Annotated in this window: 16 protein-coding genes; 15 read left to right on the top strand and 1 reads right to left on the bottom strand. The window is 42.3% G+C overall.

The features are described 5' to 3' along the window. Positions 1-54: 54 nt before the first annotated feature. Positions 55-1,566: a 4-alpha-glucanotransferase gene (gene malQ, locus CDG76_RS06055; RefSeq protein ID WP_094348172.1), complete on the top strand. Its 1,512-nt coding sequence runs from the start codon at positions 55-57 to the stop codon at positions 1,564-1,566. 64 nt (positions 1,567-1,630) lie between these two features. Here malQ and CDG76_RS06050 read toward each other — a convergent pair whose 3' ends face one another. Continuing rightward, positions 1,631-2,008 (bottom strand): hypothetical protein, encoded by a 378-nt coding sequence (locus tag CDG76_RS06050; RefSeq protein ID WP_223265147.1) that lies wholly within the window; start codon positions 2,006-2,008, stop codon positions 1,631-1,633. A 453-nt stretch (positions 2,009-2,461) separates the two neighbouring features. Here CDG76_RS06050 and CDG76_RS06045 point away from each other — a divergent pair, with 453 nt between their 5' ends. The 14 genes from CDG76_RS06045 (at position 2,462) to CDG76_RS05980 (ending at position 20,575) form a co-directional block, all read left to right on the top strand. Further along, the gene (locus tag CDG76_RS06045) at positions 2,462-3,145 is read left to right on the top strand and encodes a DJ-1/PfpI family protein (protein WP_094348171.1); all 684 of its coding nucleotides are present in this window, start codon (positions 2,462-2,464) and stop codon (positions 3,143-3,145) included. A gap of 37 nt (positions 3,146-3,182) precedes the next feature. Next, on the top strand, positions 3,183-4,010 hold the full coding sequence (locus CDG76_RS06040; RefSeq protein WP_094348170.1) for a type 1 glutamine amidotransferase domain-containing protein: 828 nt from the start codon (positions 3,183-3,185) through the stop codon (positions 4,008-4,010). Next, positions 4,004-5,752: a thiamine pyrophosphate-binding protein gene (locus CDG76_RS06035; RefSeq protein ID WP_223265146.1), complete on the top strand. Its 1,749-nt coding sequence runs from the start codon at positions 4,004-4,006 to the stop codon at positions 5,750-5,752. Before CDG76_RS06040 ends, CDG76_RS06035 begins: the two co-directional genes overlap by 7 nt. A 38-nt stretch (positions 5,753-5,790) precedes the next feature. Next, on the top strand, positions 5,791-6,240 hold the full coding sequence (locus CDG76_RS06030; protein ID WP_094348169.1) for a hypothetical protein: 450 nt from the start codon (positions 5,791-5,793) through the stop codon (positions 6,238-6,240). 122 nt (positions 6,241-6,362) lie between these two features. Continuing rightward, complete coding sequence (locus tag CDG76_RS06025) at positions 6,363-6,734, top strand: nuclear transport factor 2 family protein (RefSeq protein WP_094348168.1); 372 nt, start codon at positions 6,363-6,365, stop codon at positions 6,732-6,734. Between the two features lie 160 nt (positions 6,735-6,894). Next, the gene (locus tag CDG76_RS38160; RefSeq protein WP_223265145.1) at positions 6,895-7,716 is read left to right on the top strand and encodes a nuclear transport factor 2 family protein; all 822 of its coding nucleotides are present in this window, start codon (positions 6,895-6,897) and stop codon (positions 7,714-7,716) included. Between the two features lie 61 nt (positions 7,717-7,777). After that, positions 7,778-8,191 (top strand): VOC family protein, encoded by a 414-nt coding sequence (locus CDG76_RS06015; protein WP_262984306.1) that lies wholly within the window; start codon positions 7,778-7,780, stop codon positions 8,189-8,191. A gap of 147 nt (positions 8,192-8,338) precedes the next feature. Beyond that, entirely contained in the window at positions 8,339-9,148 is an 810-nt protein-coding gene (locus CDG76_RS06010; RefSeq protein WP_094348166.1) for an MIP/aquaporin family protein, read from the top strand. 86 nt (positions 9,149-9,234) lie between these two features. Next, positions 9,235-10,008, top strand: coding sequence for a glucose 1-dehydrogenase (locus tag CDG76_RS06005; protein ID WP_094348165.1), 774 nt, complete (start codon positions 9,235-9,237; stop codon positions 10,006-10,008). A 134-nt stretch (positions 10,009-10,142) separates the two neighbouring features. Continuing rightward, positions 10,143-12,803 carry an MGH1-like glycoside hydrolase domain-containing protein gene (locus tag CDG76_RS06000; protein ID WP_094348164.1) on the top strand — a complete coding sequence of 887 codons (2,661 nt, stop codon included), beginning with the start codon at positions 10,143-10,145 and terminating at the stop codon, positions 12,801-12,803. Between the two features lie 490 nt (positions 12,804-13,293). Beyond that, complete coding sequence (gene glgX / locus CDG76_RS05995) at positions 13,294-15,459, top strand: glycogen debranching protein GlgX (protein ID WP_094348163.1); 2,166 nt, start codon at positions 13,294-13,296, stop codon at positions 15,457-15,459. Then, a complete protein-coding gene (locus tag CDG76_RS05990; RefSeq protein WP_094348162.1) occupies positions 15,452-17,623 on the top strand; it encodes an AGE family epimerase/isomerase in 2,172 nt (723 codons plus the stop codon). The genes glgX and CDG76_RS05990 overlap by 8 nt, the downstream gene beginning before the upstream one ends. 325 nt (positions 17,624-17,948) lie before the next feature. Then, complete coding sequence (locus CDG76_RS05985) at positions 17,949-18,617, top strand: helix-turn-helix domain-containing protein (protein WP_223265144.1); 669 nt, start codon at positions 17,949-17,951, stop codon at positions 18,615-18,617. 296 nt (positions 18,618-18,913) lie between these two features. Next, on the top strand, positions 18,914-20,575 hold the full coding sequence (locus tag CDG76_RS05980) for an FAD-dependent oxidoreductase (protein ID WP_094348160.1): 1,662 nt from the start codon (positions 18,914-18,916) through the stop codon (positions 20,573-20,575).

The raw sequence follows: 20,575 nt of genomic DNA, 5'->3' as shown, positions 1-20,575 counted from the left end.
GTCGATCTTTTCTATCAATTGTTTGATTCCTATTTCTTAAAATAGAGGTTTATTATGCCTTTTCCCAGAACTAGCGGGATTTTGCTACATCCTACTTCTTTTCCTAGTCAGTTTGGTATTGGTGACTTTGGATCGGAAGCTTATCGCTTTGTTGATTTTTTAGTAGAAAGTAAACAACAGCTTTGGCAGATATTGCCATTGGGGCCTACCGGAGATAGTAATTCTCCTTATGCTTCTTATTCAGCGATCGCCGGAAATCCCCTGTTAATCAGCCCAGATCTGCTGCAAAAAAAAGGCTTGCTGGCTGAAGATTTCACAAATTTACCAAAGTTTTCCACTGAAAGAGTAGATTATTCCCAGGTTATCCAAACCAAGATACCAATCCTACAAAAAGCCTGCAAAAACTTCAAAACTAGTGCAACATCAAGTCAGCACCAGGAATTTCAGGAGTTTTGTCAGAGTCAAGCTTACTGGCTAAATGATTATGCCTTGTTTATGGCGCTCAAGGATGCCCACAAGGGCGCTCGTTGGAATACTTGGGAGATGGCGATCGCTCAACGCAAACCAGAAGCGATCGAGCAATACGAGCAGCGACTTGCAGATGAAGTTTTTTACCATAAATATCTACAGTTTGAGTTTTTCTCTCAGTGGACACAACTGAAGCGCTATGCTAACCAGCGTGGGATTCAAATACTAGGAGATATCGCAATTTATGTGGCTCACGAAAGCGCTGACGTTTGGGCTAATCCCGGAAACTTTTGCCTTGATGAACATACAGGTGAACCAGCACTAATGGCAGGAACACCGCCAGATTACTTCAGCGCTACTGGACAGCTTTGGGGCAACCCGGTCTATAACTGGGTGCGGCTACAGCAGGAGAACTTCAAGTGGTGGGTGCAACGCTTCCAGTCCATGCTTAATTATGTAGATTTGATTCGCATCGATCATTTTCGGGGGTTTCAAGCTTACTGGGCCGTAAAACAGGGCGAAACAACTGCTATGGATGGTAGGTGGATTGAAGCCCCTGGAGAGACTTTCTTTGAAGTACTGCAACAAAAGTTAGGTAAGCTGCCAATCATCGCCGAGGATTTGGGAGAAATTTCACCGGAGGTATATGCTCTGCGAGACAAATTTGAATTTCCCGGCATGAAAATTTTACAGTTTGCTTTTGGTGAAGGTTCACAAGCTGAAAAGCGCTTTTTACCGTTCAATTATCAGTCTAATTGTATTGTGTATACAGGTACTCATGATAATGACACGACAGTTGGCTGGTTCAATCAATTGTTACCCCCAGAAAAAACACAAGTCTTAAGTTATTTGGGTTGTCAGAGTGAGTCTGGAATCCACTGGGATTTGATTCGATTGGCACTCAGTTCTGTAGCCAATCAGGCGATTATTCCTCTACAGGACGTTTTGGGATTAGGCACCGAAGCTAGGATGAATTTTCCTGGCAAAAATGTAGGGAGTTGGGGTTGGCGATATCAGTCCGCAGCTTTAACGCCAGAGATTAGCGATCGCCTCAGAGCAATGACTGAAACTTATGGAAGGGCGAATCACCACCAATAAAATAGAACAAACTAGCCGCAAGACCCATTGATACCGCATCAAAAGGCTTGCGGCTGGCTAAATTTTAGTCAGTAGGAATATCACTGAAAATCTTTCCCCCGTTTGTCGCCTCGCGGACGAAAGACTCGCGGGCAACCCGATCAGCCCAAGGATTAATGTGCAGTTTATAGAGACTATCTGACGACTCATCCTTACCCGGAAGCTCTTCATCCTGTAAGCGTTGAGCTTCAATCTCATCAGTCAATATCCAGGCATCTTTAACAGTTACCAAAACTTCCGCTACTCCAGTCTCACTAGCGAGTAACACAGTGTTAGAACCACCAGCAGTAGCCCAAGCAAACCAATCTGAACCGCGCAATCGCACGCCCATTGCACCAGTTTCGCTCAGAACTTTTCGCATTAGCTCCAGCTTGTAATAAATTTCTTGGTTGATCGAATTCATAGTTAAGTCGAGATAAGTCTGTGAAAAATTGCCAATTATTATTGATAGTGGGAGAAAAATTCTGATTACACATAATTCCGCAATCAGAAGTCAAAACTCAGAATTGATAAAAATATAATACGATTATTTATTTTCGTAAACTTATTATTTTTAAGTATTGAAATTTTATTAGTTCTGAATTATTACTTGCAGTATAAAGGTGATTCTGAGTATTTATCGAGCCGTAATTACCAAAACAATACAACCTTAGAACTAAAAATAAACCATTGTAATTTTATTTTATAGTTTTTAAATTTAAATAAAATTCAGTCAATAAAAAAACTAACCTTTCTGCAAAATATTCACCCTTGTATTTATGTTTTAGTCTCTCTAAACTTTTTGCTAAAGGCTTAAGAATAAGTCACGTACATTCCAAATTTAAGAATCTAGTGACCCTAAGAATATTGAACCAATATGATACCTAGATCCCTTGGTGGGAAAAAAATCGCAATTCTTCTAGAAAGTGAGTTCATCCCTGAAGAAATTGAAGCATATCAAAAGCGCTTCTCAGAACTTAAAGCAACGGTACATCTGATGTCTAGGCTCTGGAATCAGCCGAGTGTTCGTTTTTTCAGTGATGAAGATACGGGCAATACGCCTAGAACAATAGATGTAAACATTGATTTTCAAAACGTAGATGTTAACGACTACGCGGCTGTGATTATGACCGCTAACTATACTAGCGTGCGTCTGCGTTACTTTGAGCCACCAATAGGTCAGCCAATTAGTGCTGAACAAGTTCGTACTTCACCGGCTGTACAGTTTTACGCCAAGGCAATGGCAAATCCCAGAATTATTAAAGGCGCACTCTGCCACGGTCTTTGGATACTGACACCAATGCCTGAATTACTCAAAGACCGACAAGTTATCTGCCATGAGGTTGTCCTTGCAGATATTCTCAATGCTGGTGCAGTTTATACAACATCACCTACAGGTGTTGTGGTGGATGGCGACCTTGTTACTGGTCGCTCAAAACACGAGGTTGAACCATTCATTGATGCGATTACCGAACAAATCCAGCAATTATCTATCGCCACAAATCGTTTCTCAAACAGAAGGGCTACTACCTCTGTTTCAAGACTAAAAGTTGCAAGCTAATTATCTCAAAACTAATTCATGACTAGGAGACAATCTTGTGAAAAAAATTCTCATAATTTTATCGGAATATGGTTATTGGGGTGAAGAACTGGTAGGGCCTTTAGAAACTTTCGATGCTGCGGGGTATCAGGTTGACTTTGCAACTCCAACAGGAAAAAGACCAGTAGCGCTTCCTCCCAGCATGGACCCTACTTATATTGACCCACCTTTAGGCCGGACTGTTGTCTCCCAAGAGATGGCGGAAAAAGTCAAGCACTTGGAAGATCCTAAGAACCCCCGACTGGACAATCCAATCATCCTGTCACAATGGTTGCCCGATCGCCCTTACTGGAGTGCTGAAAAATTCCTCCGGGAAATGGAAGCCTACAACAATGCACTCGATGAAGTACAGAAAGATTTGGAACAATACGATGCGCTACTGATAGTCGGTGGTAGCGGCCCTATTGTTGATTTAGTAAATAACCATCGCGTTCACGACCTGATTCTCAGCTTTTACAGAAAGGGTAAGGCGATCGCAGCAGAATGCTACGGTGTAACTTGTTTCGCCTTTGCTCGTGACTTAGCAGACCGCAAGAGCATTATTTGGGGTAAGCACGTCACAGGCCATTGCAAAGAATATGATTACAAGGATGGCACCGGATTTGTCGGCGCAGACATTAATATGGGACCACCTCCCTATCCTCTAGAGTATATTCTCCAAGATGCCACCGGACCAGATGGGGCATATCACGGTAATTTTGGGAAAGAAATCTCCGTGATTGTCGATTATCCATTTATCACAGGTCGGTCTACCGCAGATTCTTATACAACTGGTCAAAAGGTAGTGGAAGTTCTGGATAAAGGACTGAGGCGGTACGGATGGTAAGTTTGACTAAACAGAGCAACGATAAGCCTTTGATGGCTAACAAAAATGGTCGCTTTGCAATCATCGAACAACTTCTGGCAGATGGTATAAATTACATGTTTGGCAACCCTGGCACTGTTGAGCAGGGGTTCCTAGATGCCTTAAAAGACTATTATCCAGAATTTAAATATATCTTTGCATTGCAAGAAACAATCGCAGTCGGTGCAGGTGATGGCTATGCCCGCGCCACCAAAAAGCCTACTATTGTGCAACTCCATAGCGGAGTCGGTTTAGGCAATGGCATCGGGATGATTTATCAGGCTATGCGTGGTCATGCACCGTTAGTAGTACTGGCTGGCGAAGCTGGCATCTGCTACGATGCGATGGATGCCCAAATGGCAGCAGATTTAGTCAGTATGGCCAAGCCTGTAACAAAATGGTCAACTAGGGTAGTCGATCCTTCTTCTTTGTTACGTGTGCTACGCCGAGCCATCAAAATAGCTGCTACGCCTCCTATGGGCCCGGTGTTCGTCTCCCTACCGATGGATATCCTTGATGCTCCTAATTATGAAGAGGTTGTCCCAACTTCTTTTCCCGTGACACGGGTTGCCCCCGAACCCGACCAACTGGCAACAGCAGCAACTTTATTGGCCGCTGCTAAACATCCTCTAATTATTATGGGCGATGGTGTAGCTTTTTCCGATGCCCAGGCTGAGTTGACAGATGTAGCCGAACTCATCGGCGCACAAGTTTGGGGAGCAGATTCATCGGAAGCGAATATGAGCGCCACACATCCTCTATTCGGAGGGTTGTTAGGTCACATGTTTGGGGATGATAGCCGTCGCGTTACATCACAAGCAGACGTAATCTTGATTACTGGAACCTACGTTTTTCCAGAGGTATTTCCGGCGCTGTCTGGAGTTTTTGCTCCGTCAGCAAAAATAATTCACATTGACTTGAATACCTACGAAATAGCGAAGAACTTTCCGGTGGATCTGGGGCTGCTTGGCGATCCGAAAACTAGTCTGAGCAAATTAGCGATCGCTCTTGAGTCAACTTTGACACCTGAACAGAAGCAAGAGGCTTCTCTTAGGGCTAGCCGGATAGCTGAAAACAAGAAGCGGGAATCGGCGGCTCGATTGGAAGCTGATAAAGCGGTTCGGGATTCAGTACCTCTGCACATGACTCGTTTTGCAGAAGAATTAGCTGCCCATCTCCCAGCAGATGCCATTATTTTCGATGAAGCCATTACCAATTCTCCCGAACTTTGTCGGTATATACCACCGACAAAACTAGGACAATATTACCAAACACGAGGCGGTTCGCTAGGTGTTGGTATTCCCGGAGCGATCGGTATTAAGCTGGCTAATCCAGATAAAACTGTAGTTGCGTTCACGGGTGATGGCGGCAGTATGTATACTATCCAAGCCCTCTGGACTGCTGCCCACCACAATATAGATGCCAAATTTGTCATCTGTAATAATCACAGCTATCAAATCCTGAAGCTCAATATTCTGCACTATTGGGGCGAACAAGAAATACCAGAACACGACTACCCAGCTTCTTTTAACTTGTGCAACCCGAATATCGATTTCGCTGAATTAGCAAAATCTTTAGGGGTTCAAGCTGTTCGGGTAGAAAAGCCAGAGCAGATTGCTCCAGCTATCCAAAAAGCATTGGAACACAATGGCCCATTTTTAATTGATTTGGTACTAACAAACGAAATTGTCGGTACAAAGATTGGCGTTAAGTGTGGTCAATAGCCAACTGAAATTTTTACTTATCAACAAGGAGAAAAATCATGACAGTAACTAACGTAGCGCCTTTAACAGCTTCGGAAATTAAGCAACTGGCAACAGATTGGTATTTAAAATTAGATGTTCACGCTCCGCTAGAAGAATATATTCCTTTTCTAGCTGAAGAAGGTCTAGAAATGCGCTTTCCTGAAGCTACAGTTTATGGTTTTGAAGGATTTAAAGGTTGGTACGAGCGCGTTATCGGAATTTTCTTTGATGAAGTCCATACATTAAAGCAAGTCAACGTTAAGCCTTCAGGAGACGAGGCGAGTGTTCAAGTCATCGTCAAATGGGAAGCTAGCGTGTGGAATCCACCAGCAGCCACAAGTCAACGGATTGTTTTAGATGCTTATCAAACTTGGATAGTCAAGCGATCGCCTTACACTGGTAAGCCAGTGATTGCAACCTACATTGTTGATTCACTTAGTTACTATGAAGGGTCTGCTCAACTCTAAGATTGCAGACATCCATAAGAAAATGAAGTTTTGGAGCGCATATAACCACCGTAAAAATAATTATCTGTAGTGATTAGCGCTCCATACTCACAAGTTCCATCACAATTGCAGGAGATAGAAAAATGACAGTTTCAACAATTTCACCCGGACGACAATTCTTTGACAAACATATAGAAACTATTTCTGCTGGAAAAATCGATGAAATGGTGGATAGGGATTATGCAGAAGATGCTGTGTTAATCACCTTCTTTAATGGTTTTGAGAACACACCTGCACCAATCACAATTAATGGGCGTGAAAATATCAAAACATTCTTTCACGACTACCTAAAAGCAATTGAATATATAGATATCAAATCCCTAGATTTCACAGAAGCAGAAAATGCTATTTTTTTCCAAGCAAAATTCAACTGCAAACTTGGTCAAGTATCAGTTGGCGATGCCTGGACTATCCGTAATGGACAAATTGCTTATCACTTTGGTTTTTGGGTTTAATAGAATAGAACTAATTTTAGGCGATGCTTATGGCGGCTTGTTTGTAGTTATAAACTAGCCCTAACTATAAACAATTTAATATTAGTTCTGCTCACCTTCATTTCTATCCTCTTTATAACTTCCTTCCCTTCAGTCTTAATCCCCTACATATAGGACTACCATGAGTACACCAATAGAACAATTGATTGTTTCTCCCATCAGCAAGCTCTATAAAGAACATATCGGTTTCATCAAAGCTAAAAATCTTGATGGTTTACTCAACCAATATGCTGATGATGCTCTGCTTATTAGCACATTAACCGAAGACCGCCAACCAATTTACGTACAAGGCCGTCAAGCACTCAAAGAATTTTTTGAAGGTCGTATTTTTGGTTTAGAAGATTTTGAAATCAGGCTTAATCAGTGGGCTGAAACTGAAAACACGCTGATGATGGTGGAGGAGTTAACCACCACAAGTAAGACTGGTGAAGTCGGTAGTGTGGAGTTCTACGATAACTGGTTTTTGCAAAATGGAAAAATCGCTATCCACTTTGCTGGCGTAATTCAGTATCCAGATAAAACTTATGTAAATGCAGAAACAGTTAAAACAGAAGTACCCGCATCTCCATTGGGGAAACTCTATAAAGAGCATATCGGCTTTATTAAAGCCAAGAATGTTGATGGTTTACTCAACCAATATGCAGAAGATGTCCTGCTTATTAGCACTTTAACTGAAAACCGCAAACCAATTTACGTGCGTGGTCGTCAAGCACTCAAAGAGTTCTTTGAAAGTCGCATTTTCAGTCTAGAAGATTTTGAGGTCAAGCTTCACCAGTGGGCTGAAACTGATAACACGCTGATGATAGTCGAAAACTTGAAGACCAGAAGCGTCAATGGTGACGTTGGCGAGGTGAGTTTCTATGATAACTGGGTGCTGCGCGATCGCAAAATCGCTGTTCACTTTGCTGGTGTAATTCAGTACCCCGATGGGTCATACGCATAACTAAGTTCACTTTTTTGTGTCAGTAAGGACTGAAGTAATGGTTTTGTTAAAAGTTTCACAAATGGCAATCAGCTGCAAAGATCCGATTGCAACTGAAAAATTCTACACGAAATATTTCGGCTTTAAACGAGCAAGGGTTGCACCAATTGGCAATAATGAGCAAATTGTCTTTCTGAAATTGGGTGATATGTACCTTGAACTCTTCCAAGCCAAGGGAGAAACCCCTGTTCCTTTAGCCAGCCAAGATGGGCCTACCTATCCGGCTTGGCGTCATTTTGGTTTCCAGGTTGATGATGTTGATGCTAAACTCGCTGAAATCGGCAAAGATGCAAAAGTGACTCTTGGCCCACTCAACTTTGATGGCTTTATTCCTGGGTGGCGCACGGTTTGGGTATCCGATCCAGATGGTAATATTGTTGAAATTAGCCAAGGATATGTCGATCAGGATAATCCACCACCATTGCAACTCAATTGAGATAATTTCAACTTAACTATATACAGCATTCCTCCATAGGAGATGAACTAGTTGAGAATAAAAATTTTATCAAGTAGCTAATCTTTGTTCAAAACCTTAACGGAATTGCTGTATAAAGCTTAATTGTTGATTGCCAGAAAAAAACTCATGAATACTTTTGCAAATTGGAAAACTCTAAATTGGTCTGAATATGGTGCAGAGTTGTTAGGAACTGCTTTCAATCTCTTGGTTGGATTTAGCATAATCACCTTCAATTTTGGCAAAGGTTTGCCTATGGAGCATCTTATCCCGGCAGTGAGTCCTCGTTTATTAATTAATGGTGTTATTTTTGCTGGAAGTGGTGCATTATTTAGCATTTCCCCTTTAGGTAAACTGAGTGGTTCGCACCTAAACCCCTGTTTATCATTGGCATTCTGGATGCAAGGCAAAATGCATAAACAGGACTTAATTGGATATATTTTTGGTCAATTTTTGGGCGCAATTCTTGGCACATTTTTAGCATTAAATTTGTGGGGAAATTACCTGATTAGCGTCAATTATTGTATTACTTCACCTGGAATAGGGTATCCTTTGTGGTATGTATTTCTAGCTGAAGTTTTGATGACATTTATGTTAGTGTTGTCTATCTTTATTTTCTTGAGTCATCATCAGCTATTACGTTGGACACCTTTAATGGTGTGGCTTCTAGTGGCAACTATGGTTTGGTTGGGAGCGCCCATTTCTGGCACTAGTTTGAATACAGCACGCAGTATTGGGCCTGCTTTCTTAGCATGGTCTTGGCAAAATCAATGGCTTTATTGTATTGCATCTCCACTAGGGGCATTAACTGCTGTGGGAGTTTTTCAACTGATATCTATGGGTGAACGCGAAGTTTTGACTGGTAAACTTTTTCATGTTCCCAATTATCGTTGTATTTTTAAGAATGTTAAGGTGCCACATCTGCAAAAACATCAGTAGATTTAAAGAAGAATCCAGAATTCTGACTGCTGAATCCTGTTTTATAAGACCTGAAAACATCAAAATACTCTAAAAGGAGAAAGCTAATGAAGAAACTAGAAGGTAAGGTAGCTTTAGTAACTGGTAGTAGTGGAGGAATTGGCCAAGCTATTGCCGTACATCTGGCTGAACAAGGTGCAGATGTTGTGATTGATTATCGCTCTCATCCTGAAGGCGCTCAAGAAACTCTGTCGAAAGTAGAAGCTGCTGGTAGCAAAGGCTTAACTGTTAAAGCTGACTTGAGTGTAATTAGCGACATCCGTCAACTTCTAAACCAGGGTATTCAATACTTTGGCAAGTTAGACATTCTGGTGAATAATGCTGGTATCGACGGTCGAAATGCTGACTTCTGGAATATTACCGAAGCCGACTATGATGCAGTGATTAATCTCAACCTCAAAGGGACATTTTTCGCCACTCAAGCGATAGTGCAGCACTTCATCGAAACCAAGCGAACCGGCAAAATCATCAATATTAGCTCTACCCATGAGGAAATAGCATTTCCCCACTTCACTGCTTACTGTGCCAGCAAGGGCGGTGTAAAGATGATGATGCGTAACCTAGCAGTTGAGCTTGGGCCTTTGGGAATTACAATTAACAACGTGGCTCCTGGAGCAATTGAGACACCAATCAATAGTAAGCTGTTAAATGACCCTGAAAAATTAGCAGCCTTATTAAAAAATATTCCCTTGGGTCGCTTAGGCAAACCACAGGATATCGCACCTATAGTTGCTTTCTTAGCCTCAGCCGATGCTGACTACATCACAGGCGCAACCTTCTATGTAGATGGTGGATTGAGCCGGAACTATCATGAGCAATAGGTAAACTAGAACCTACCACAGAGAATTCTGAATTTTAAGTTTTGCATTCATCCAAAATCAGCATAAATAGTATTGTTTGAGCCACTTAAAACAACCTTGTGCTAAAGATTTTTAATCCAAAATCCTAAATTGCTATGACCCAAGAAGAAGCAAGATTAGCAGCAGACCGCGATCGCACAGCCTACTGGAAACGATGGGGTTCCTACCTGAGCGAACGCCAGTGGGGAACGGTGCGGGAAGACTATAGCCCTGATGGTACCGCCTGGGATTTCTTTCCCCACGACCATGCCCGCTCCCGCGCCTATCGCTGGGGAGAAGATGGAATTGGGGGAATTTCTGATAATCATCAGCGACTATGTTTTGCGATCGCTCTCTGGAATGGTGAAGATGCAATTCTCAAAGAGAGGCTTTTCGGCCTCACCGGGAATGAGGGGAATCACGGAGAAGATGTTAAAGAATACTACTTCTACCTAGATAACACCCCGACTCATTCCTACATGAAATATCTTTATAAATATCCCCAAGCTGCTTTTCCATACAGTCAGCTGGTAGAAGAAAATCACCGCAGAGATCGCCAAAGACCAGAGTTTGAATTAATCGACACAGGTATATTTGATCAAGACCGCTATTTTGATGTATTCGTTGAGTATGCTAAGGCTTCACCCGACGACATTTTAATTGAAATTAGTGTGATTAACCGAGGCCCAGAAGCAAAAACGCTACATTTGTTACCAACGCTTTGGTTCCGCAACACCTGGTCTTGGACTTCTAATCAAGAAGAAAAGCCGTGGTTAAAAATTAGCCAATCTAACTCTGACCTCAGCACCATCGAAGCTTATCACCCTTCTTTAGCAACTCGATGGCTGTATTGTAATGAAACTCCAGAACTACTTTTTACAGAAAATGAGACTAATAATCAAAGATTGTTTGGGGTTAGCAATGCTTCGCCATACGTTAAAGATGGCATAAATAATTATGTAGTGAATGGGCAAAAAACGGCTGTCAATCCGAATCGAATTGGTACTAAGTTTGCGGCTCATTACGAATTACACGTCGGTGCAGGTGAAACCAAGACAGTACGATTGCGGTTAAGTGACGTGCAAAATTTAACTGCACCATTCGGGACTGAATTTGATACAATTTGGCAACAGCGCCAGCACGAGGCGGATGAATTTTATCAACGAATATGTCCGTTGCCGATGTTAGAGGACAGGCGTAATGTCCAACGGCAAGCATTTGCTGGCATGTTGTGGAGCAAACAATTTTACTACTATGTAGCCGACCAATGGCTAAAAGGCGATCCGGCTGGCCCCCGCCCGCCAGCATCACGGCTCAATGGCAGAAACCATGAATGGTTTCATTTATTTAACGACGATGTAATCTCCATGCCCGATAAATGGGAATACCCTTGGTTTGCGGCTTGGGATTTAGCTTTTCATGTAATTCCGCTCGCCATGATTGACCCAGACTTTGCCAAGCTGCAACTGAGTCGCTTGACGCGAGAGTGGTATATGCATCCTAACGGCCAACTACCAGCTTATGAATGGGCTTTTGGTGATGTGAATCCGCCGGTTCATGCTTGGGCAGCATGGCAAGTTTATCAGATTGAGCAAAAAATATATGGTCGTGCGGATAAAAAATTTCTGGAGAGTGTCTTCCAGAAATTACTGCTGAACTTTACTTGGTGGGTTAACCGGAAAGATTTTGAGGGCAAAAATATCTTTCAGGGTGGCTTTTTAGGTATGGATAATATTGGTGTTTTCGATCGCAGCGTTCAACTACCAACTGGTGGATATCTGCAACAAGCAGATGGTACAAGTTGGATGGCAATGTATTCTCTAAATATGTTGACCATCGCCCTAGAGTTAGCCAAAGAAAATTCTACCTACGAAGACATCGCCAGCAAGTTTTTTGAGCATTTTTTATACATTGCTGATGCCATGAACGGCGTTGGTGAAGCTGAAATCGCGCTATGGGATGAAACTGATGGCTTTTACTACGATGCTCTACATTTACCTGATAGTCATCAATTCCCGATGAAAGTGCGATCGCTAGTAGGGCTAATTCCATTATGTGCCGTGAGCATTTTAGAACCAGAGACTTTAGAGAAGCTCCCAGGTTTTAGAGAGCGGACGCAATGGTTTCTGAAAAATCGCCCAGATCTGACCCGAAATATTGCTTGTATGCAGAAACAAGGAATTGGTGAGCGCCGACTGCTAGCGATCGCTTATCCCGATAAACTCCGTCGCATCTTAGAAAAAATGTTAGATGCAACAGAATTTTTTGGCCCTTATGGTATTCGCTCTGTTTCTAAAGTTCATGCGTCCCATCCTTACACTTTGACCGTAGATGGTCGGGAGTATCGAGTAGATTACGAACCTGCTGAATCTACCACAGGAATGTTTGGCGGTAATTCCAACTGGCGCGGGCCAATTTGGTTTCCCATTAATTATCTACTGCTAGAATCGCTACAAAAATTTTATCGGTACTTCGGCGACGATTTCAAAGTTGAGTGTCCTACCGGTTCAGGTCAAATGATGACGCTCAAAGAAGTATCAATTGAATTAGCTCAAAGGCTGATCCAAATTTTTCTGACAGATGCTTCTGGTAGACGACCTTTTTATGGTGGAACAGAAAAATTCCAAACAGACCCGAATTGGCGCGACCTGATTCTGTTTAATGAATACTTTCATGGAGATAATGGCGCTGGTATTGGTGCTAGCCATCAAACTGGTTGGACAGGTTTAATCGCCAAATTAATTCAGCAATGTGCAGAACAGGTCTTATCAGATTAATTTGATAGTATCTTGATTCTAACTTCTCGTTTTCCTTCTACATTGTATATAAAGCCTGGATGCGTTAGCCTGAGCGAACGCATCCTAAAATTTAAATATTGTAAATAGTTAAAAATATTATTAATTACTTATTTATTATCAAAAGAATACAAACCTCATCCCAAAGTTAAACCATTGTAACTATATTAATCATCCATTAAAATTAATTTATATAAACTAATTAATAGGCAATTAAATTACCAAAATGAGTAGATTTAAATTTTTCACTTTAGTTGCAAAGTTTGGACTCAGTAATTCCTGAATAGATGTATAAGTAGGTTTTCCAATCAGTAAGCCTTCTTCAGGGCAATATTGTAGTCAATAATTAAAGGGTAATTTAACACAACTTTGGCTATTAATAAATTGCTAAAAATACCATTAATAATTTTTTGATGGCTAAAAGCGTGCTAAATGACCCACCAGTTAAATGCTATAAGGACAGAGAGAAAGAATGACTTTAACTACAGATAAATATCAGGTTGAACTAGAAATACCTGATTACCAATTAGAATCGGGATGTTCACACCCTTTCGGTGCGGTACCAGACAAAGATGGAGTAAACTTTTCCATCTTTTCAGAACATGCTACCTCTGTTGAACTCTTGTTGTTCGATCGCGATGATGCTCCGCAGCCAAGACAAATTATTCAGTTAAACCCAAAGTTCAATAAAACCTTCCACTTTTGGCATGTTTATGTGAGAGGGTTAAAACCGGGCGCTCACTATGCTTATCGAGTTAATGGTAATCCTGATTTACACGGAGCAGGACACCGCTTTAATAAAAATAAGGTACTGCTTGACCCTTATGCTAGAGGAAACACCAACACTCTTTGGCAGCGCAACGATGCTTTAGGGTCAAAAGACAACCTAACTACATCTATGCGTAGTGTAGTTATTGATATATCTAATTATGACTGGGAAGGCGATCGCCCGCTCAACCGATCAATGAGTGACACCATCATTTATGAGGTACACGTTGGCGGATTTACCAAATCGCCCTCTTCCGCCTGCAAATACCCCGGCACTTTTTCTGGAATTATCGAAAAAATTCCTTACTTGAAAGAGTTAGGAATCACAGCTGTTGAACTACTGCCAATATTTGACTTTGACGAAAAGAACCTTCTCCGAGAAGTCAACGGCAAGCAACTAAAAGACTACTGGGGATACAACCCACACAGTTACTTTGCTCCAGAAGCGTCATATTGTGCTTTTCCTGATGTTGGAAATCATATCAGAGAGTTTCGAGATTTGGTCAAGGCTTTACACAAAGAAGGGATTGAAGTCATTCTAGATGTAGTCTTTAACCACACCGACGAAGGCAACCATGAAGGCCCAACCATCAGCTTTAAAGGTCTTTTTAATGATATCTTTTATCACCTAGTGCCTTGGGATAAGCAGTACTACATGGACTACTCCGGGTGTGGCAATACCGTCAATTGCAACCATCCCATAGTAGAAAAGTTAATTGTAGATTGCCTGGAATTTTGGGTCAAAGAGATGCATGTCGATGGTTTCCGCTTTGATGAAGCCTCCATCTTATCTCGCAGCCAAGACGGGGTACCAATGAGCCATCCGCCGGTGATTTGGCACATTGAAACATCCGAAACACTAGCTGACACCAAAATCATTGCTGAGGCTTGGGATGCCGGTGGGCTTTATCAAATTGGCGATTTCCCTGGATATCGTTGGGCAGAATGGAACGGACGTTTTCGAGATGACATCCGGCGCTTTGTCAAAGGAGATGCAGGAATGGTTGGGGCAGTTGCTTGGCGCATTGCTGGAAGTTCTGACCTTTATCAATCGAGCAGACATTTACCGATTAACAGCATCAACTTCATTAGCTGTCATGATGGATTTACCCTCAATGATTTAGTTTCGTACAACCACAAACACAATGAAGCGAATGGTGAAAACAATCGGGATGGCATCAATGACAATTTAAGTTGGAATTGTGGGGTTGAAGGAGAAACTGACAATCCACTAATTGATGAATTACGTCGGCGACAGATTAAGAATTTTGCAGCCATTCTTATGCTCTCACAAGGGGTACCAATGGTTGTGGCTGGTGATGAAGTCAGACGGACTCAAAAGGGTAACAACAACGCTTACTGCCAAGATAACGAAATTAGTTGGTTAGATTGGAATCTTGCAGAAAAGAATGCTGATATTTTCAGGTTCTTCAAACTGATGATTAATTTCCGCAAGTGCTACTGCCATTCTGCCTTACGCCGGAGTAATTTTTTCACTGGTGAAGTTAACGAGCGCGGTTTAGCAGACATTGCTTGGCATGGCTGTAAGTTATTCAAACCGGGTTGGCACGACTCTCATGCCAGAGTTCTCGCATTTACTCTCGGAGGCTTTGAAGGAGAAGCGGATATTCATGTCATGCTCAACATGTACTGGGAAGACCTGGACTTTGAAATTCCTTCTATTAAAGGTAGAAAATGGTGCAGAGTCTTAGATACTGCTCTTCCTTCTCCGATTGATATTGCGGAACCAGGCGAAGAAACTGTAGTTTCAGGTAATGTCTATCCTGTGAAAGAGCGTAGCGTTGTTGTTTTAGTTTCTAAATGGTTTCCAGTTAATGAATTTCCAATCAGGAGTGAATTCAATGAGTAATATAGACTTTTCATTTTCAGATTTGATTGCTGGGTATGTTACCGCTTTTGATTCAAGTAAAGGAGATTCTGGTACTTTTGATCTCAAAACTTCAGATGGCAGGAAATTTGAAGTAGCATTGACCTCAATGACCTATGCTGAACTAGTACGCAATTTAGATGAGCCTTTCTTTGATTGCACTAGCCAAATAAATTCACTGCTCGTGCCAAATTGCTATCTTTTCGCATATGGCATTTTTTATCCTGAAGCAGGCGAGCAAAAGTTTGAAGCTAAACACATAGTTTTTCTGGGTAGAAGAGAAAATGAGTATCTTTTTGAAAGACCAGATTGGTGGGTCAAGCAGATACGAAGTCTTGGCGATTTTTACCTCAAAGCCCAGTTTGAAGATGGCGAAATTGATTATCGGAAATATCGCACCGGTATCGGTTTAGTTGGTTCCAAAGAAGATAGCACTCGTCAAGAAACTGACACGATTTCTCGTCTAGTTTATGGTTTTGCCACAGCCTACATGATGACTGGAGACGATCGCTATCTTGAAGCTGCGGAAAAAGGCACCGAATACCTCCGCCAACACATGCGTTTTCTCGATGAAGGCGAAGGAATTTGCTATTGGTATCATGCTGTTGATGTCAAACCAGGTGGCAGCGAGCAGAAAATATTCTCCTCAGAATTTGGGGATGATTATGACGCTATTCCAGCTTACGAGCAAATTTATGCGCTGGCTGGTCCCACCCAAACCTATCGGATAACAGGCGATCCCCGGATCATCAAAGATATCGAGTTGACGATTAATCTGTTTGACAAGTATTTCTTGGACAAAACAGAGAAAGGAGGATTTTTCTCTCACATCGATCCGATTACTCTCAGCCCCCACTCTCAGACTCTAGGCCACAATCGCGCCAAGAAGAACTGGAACTCCGTAGGCGATCATGCCCCAGCTTATTTGATCAATCTTTGGCTAGCGACTGGCAAAGAAGAATACGCAAATTTCCTGGAGTACACCTTCGACACCATTGAAAAGCGGTTCCCAGATTATGACCATAGCCCATTTGTTCAAGAACGTTTTTATGAGGACTGGACTCACGATACAACTTGGGGATGGCAGCAGAATCGAGCAGTTGTAGGTCATAACCTGAAAATTGCTTGGAACTTAATGCGGATGAACCACCTGAAACCAAAAGAAAACTATGTGACTCTGGCAGAAAAGATTGCAGAAATCATGCCAGCAGTCGGTAGCGACCAACAGCGCGGGGGATGGTACGATGTAGTCGAACGCACCTTAAAACCAGGGCAAGAGGTACACCGCTTTGTCTGGCATAACCGGAAAGCTTGGTGGCAACAAGAACAAGCTATCTTAGCTTACCTGATCTTGAATGGCTCACTTGATAAACCTGAGTATCAACGCCAAGCCCGTGAAGCGGCAGCTTTCTATAATGCTTGGTTCCTCGATTACGTGGCTGGGGGTATCTACTTTAATGTTCTGTCAAATGGGATTCCCTACTTGTTAGGAACAGAACGAGGCAAAGGGAGCCACTCAATGAGCGGTTATCACTCGTTTGAATTGGCCTACTTAGCTTGCGTTTATACGAATCTGCTGATTACTAAACAGCCAATGGATTTGTACTTTAAACCAAAGCCAGGTGGCTTTAAGGACAACATTCTGCGAGTTGCACCAGATATCTTACCACCAGGTAGTGTGCGGATTGGAGATGTATGGATCAATGGGCAAAGGTATGTCGATTTTGATGCTGCAAACCTAACAGTCAGACTACCAGTTACTCAAGACGATCTAAAAGTCAGAGTCAGGCTTCTTCCGACTCAAGTATCTTTCGACGCAACCCTGTTAGAAGTCAGTAATGGTATTGCCAAAATCTCCTTAACTGGGTTATTGGATGCTAATGGTGTGGTACATTTTCAGGAAGCGATCGCTAAAGCTACAGCACAACCAATCAATCGTTTGGTCTTACTACTAGAAGACTTAGAATGTATTACTACTGCTGGTCTACGGTCTCTGATTTTCGCTAAACAAAAACTGGGTTCTGATGTTGAACTCTACATGGTCGGCGCACCGGAGAACGTGAAACAATTCCTGATGATGAGTGCATTTTGCGACAGTGTAACCGTTTTGGATGAGTACGAAACTGTTCAGATGGCAAGTGTATAAGTTGCGTTAAAACACATTTTAATAGTCCTAATTAGATAAAAGATACCTAGTTCAAAAAAAGAAACTGTGGTTTCTCCAAAGCTATTAGGACTATGCTTAATACACTTCAGTTAATAGTCATATAGCTTTACCAAAATAAAAGCCTAAAAAAAATTTGGCAAAACTGGCAAAATATCCCATATATGAGCATTACTAATCATAAAATCCTTTTGTTAAGTTATGTAACCGTTTAAATAATTCATGTTGCTAGCCATGAAAAGAAACTAGAGATTCACAAGTTACTTCACTTAAAAGTGAGTCTTTGTTGACAATAAACGAGACTGAAATGATGGACTCTAATTACTTATTAAATGGCACTGACTCTCATAAAGTTAACATCGCTATTAATACGGGGATACTAACAAATTTTGAACATTTCTTGCTTCAGTCCCAACCATTGCTAAACCATGTTTTTCGATTTATTGAGACAAATTATCATAATTCAATTAGTCTTAGAGAGGTGGCTGAGGCGGTCAATCGGTCTCCTGCCTACCTCACCGACCTTGTTCGGCGAGAGACTGGAAAAACGGTGCTCTGTTGGATTGTTGAGCGTCGTATGCTAGAAGCACGCCGTCTACTTCTAGAAACAGACCAGTCAGTCGAGCAGATTGCCGAAGCAGTAGGATATTTAGATAGACGCCATTTCGGTCGCCAGTTTCTCCGGCTCCACAATACAACCCCGCAAACATGGCGAAGGTCGCATCGGAGTAAGAACATCCCATGTTGGCAAAGAGTCTCACAAAAAGCAAGCTTAAGCGAATTAATCAATCAGGAATCCACAACTGTGACTTTTGCAGAAGCTCAACGTTTGCAAGTCTGTATCCAAGAGATTGCTGCAATTTTTAATAAGAGTACTATTCCCGATCAAGTACTTATATTAAAAAGCGAAAATGGTTCTCTTGCAAAAATAGACAATGGTTCGATACAAATAACCTTAGTATCAACTTGCGAGTAGTGTTTTATATACTAGACTTCTTCCACAAATGCTTAAATTGTCATCTTGAGCGGAGCGAAACATCTCGTGAAATTCCTCTCTCCCCTGCGTTCCGCTCAAAATGACATTCCTGATTTTTTGACTTTTGCAAGAGACTCCATGAGTGGAACTCACAAGGAACAATGAAAATACTTCTTCCTGTTCCCCGTTCCCTGTTCCCTGTTTTATGTTTCCTATTTTCAAGGCAGGTCTACTGATAAAAACTCAATATGACTAGCTAAATAATTACAAAACATTATTCCTAGAAAGGAGCTATTTTGGTTAATCCTGTACTACTTACTGTTGACGATGACCCCGGAGTTCTACGAGTAATAGAGCGAGATCTCCGACATGAGTATGGCGATCGCTTTCGGGTACTAAGAGCCAACTCAGGTGCAAATGCTTTGAGAGTATTGCAACAAGTAAAATTACGTAATGAGACAGTTGCACTCTGTGTGGTAGACCAACGGATGCCACAAATGTCAGGTGTGCAGTTCCTTGAACAGGCTATGCAAATTTTTCCGTCTGCAAAACGAGTTTTACTAACAGCTTATGCGGACACCGATGCTGCGATCTCTGCGATCAATACAGCAAAGATTGATTACTATCTTCTTAAACCCTGGGAGCCGCCACAAGACCTTTTATATCCAGTTCTTAGCGATTTATTAGACGATTGGATTTCGTCATACCGCCCACCCTTTGAAGGTATCCGCGTTATTGGCTCTCGTTGGTCGCCTAAGAGTCATCATATAAAAGACTTCTTGGCCCGCAACTATATGCCCTATCAGTGGTTGGACATTGAGATAGAGGAAGAAGCGCGCCAGTGGGTTAGTTATGCTCAATGTAATACCGCACATTTGCCATTAGTAGTTTGCCCTGATGGTTCGTATCTGACACAGCCAACGAACGCCGAAATTGCTGAAAAAATTGGGTTGAAGATGCAGGCCCAAATGCCCTTTTACGACTTGGCGATCGTGGGGGCTGGCCCAGCTGGTTTAGCAGCAGCAGTCTATGGAGCGTCTGAAGGCCTACGCACAGTATTGATTGAAAAAGAGGCTCCAGGGGGGCAAGCAGGGACGAGTTCCCGGATCGAGAACTATTTAGGCTTTCCCCAAGGAATTGCCGGATCGGAATTAGCTCGCCGCGCTGTTACTCAAGCGAAACGATTCGGGGTAGAGATTCTCTCGCCTCAAGAAGTAATTGACATTCGCTTGCAAGATTCTTATCGGATCATCAAGCTGAAAGATGGCACAGAATTAAGCTGTTATGCATTGCTGATTGCAACTGGTGTCTCATATCGCAAGCTTAATGTGCCTGGGATTGGAAATCTAACTGGGGCTGGTGTGTACTACGGTGCAGCAATGACCGAAGCACTCTCTTGCCAAAATGAAAATGTTTATGTAGTTGGCGGAGCTAATTCCGCCGGACAGGCTGCGGTGTACATCTCTAAGTACGCTCGCCATGTAACTATGCTGGTACGGGGCAGTACACTGGCTACAAGTATGTCAAAGTACTTGATAGACCAAATTTCAGCAACAGACAATATCACAGTACAGTTTCACTCGCACATCGTTGAGGCTCATGGCCAGACTAACCTAGAAGCAATTACGATCGCTAACACTAATACCCAGGAAAAGGAAACTATTCCCACAAAGTTGCTGTTTATTTTAATCGGTGCAAAGCCACACACCGATTGGCTGGCTGGGATTGTCGACAGAGACGAACAAGGGTTTATCTTAACCGGGCCCAGCCTGATACCGAATAAACGATGTTCAAAGCAATGGCAACTCGATCGCGAACCCTTCCTGCTTGAATCCAGTGTACCAGGCATCTTTGTCGCTGGAGATGTGCGTAATGGATCTGTGAAGCGAGTTGCTTCTGGCGTTGGAGAGGGTGCGATCGCTATTCAGTTCATCCATCAATATCTAAGTAAGGTGTAA

Source organism: Nostoc sp. 'Peltigera membranacea cyanobiont' 210A (assembly GCF_002246015.1).
Taxonomy (GTDB): Bacteria; Cyanobacteriota; Cyanobacteriia; order Cyanobacteriales; family Nostocaceae; genus Nostoc.
Note: the sequence above shows the minus strand (reverse complement) of the source record. Positions and strands in the feature narration are given on the sequence as shown.

What these genes read in the sequence shown, in the direction of transcription:
- malQ (WP_094348172.1), top strand. Translation starts at nt 55, where the DNA reads ATGCCTTTTCCCAGAACTAGCGGGATTTTGCTACATCCTACTTCTTTT.
- CDG76_RS06050 (WP_223265147.1), bottom strand. Translation starts at nt 2,008, where the DNA reads ATGAATTCGATCAACCAAGAAATTTATTACAAGCTGGAGCTAATGCGA.
- CDG76_RS06045 (WP_094348171.1), top strand. Translation starts at nt 2,462, where the DNA reads ATGATACCTAGATCCCTTGGTGGGAAAAAAATCGCAATTCTTCTAGAA.
- CDG76_RS06035 (WP_223265146.1), top strand. Translation starts at nt 4,004, where the DNA reads ATGGTAAGTTTGACTAAACAGAGCAACGATAAGCCTTTGATGGCTAAC.
- CDG76_RS06030 (WP_094348169.1), top strand. Translation starts at nt 5,791, where the DNA reads ATGACAGTAACTAACGTAGCGCCTTTAACAGCTTCGGAAATTAAGCAA.
- CDG76_RS06025 (WP_094348168.1), top strand. Translation starts at nt 6,363, where the DNA reads ATGACAGTTTCAACAATTTCACCCGGACGACAATTCTTTGACAAACAT.
- CDG76_RS38160 (WP_223265145.1), top strand. Translation starts at nt 6,895, where the DNA reads ATGAGTACACCAATAGAACAATTGATTGTTTCTCCCATCAGCAAGCTC.
- CDG76_RS06015 (WP_262984306.1), top strand. Translation starts at nt 7,778, where the DNA reads ATGGCAATCAGCTGCAAAGATCCGATTGCAACTGAAAAATTCTACACG.
- CDG76_RS06010 (WP_094348166.1), top strand. Translation starts at nt 8,339, where the DNA reads ATGAATACTTTTGCAAATTGGAAAACTCTAAATTGGTCTGAATATGGT.
- CDG76_RS06005 (WP_094348165.1), top strand. Translation starts at nt 9,235, where the DNA reads ATGAAGAAACTAGAAGGTAAGGTAGCTTTAGTAACTGGTAGTAGTGGA.
- CDG76_RS06000 (WP_094348164.1), top strand. Translation starts at nt 10,143, where the DNA reads ATGACCCAAGAAGAAGCAAGATTAGCAGCAGACCGCGATCGCACAGCC.
- glgX (WP_094348163.1), top strand. Translation starts at nt 13,294, where the DNA reads ATGACTTTAACTACAGATAAATATCAGGTTGAACTAGAAATACCTGAT.
- CDG76_RS05990 (WP_094348162.1), top strand. Translation starts at nt 15,452, where the DNA reads ATGAGTAATATAGACTTTTCATTTTCAGATTTGATTGCTGGGTATGTT.
- CDG76_RS05985 (WP_223265144.1), top strand. Translation starts at nt 17,949, where the DNA reads ATGATGGACTCTAATTACTTATTAAATGGCACTGACTCTCATAAAGTT.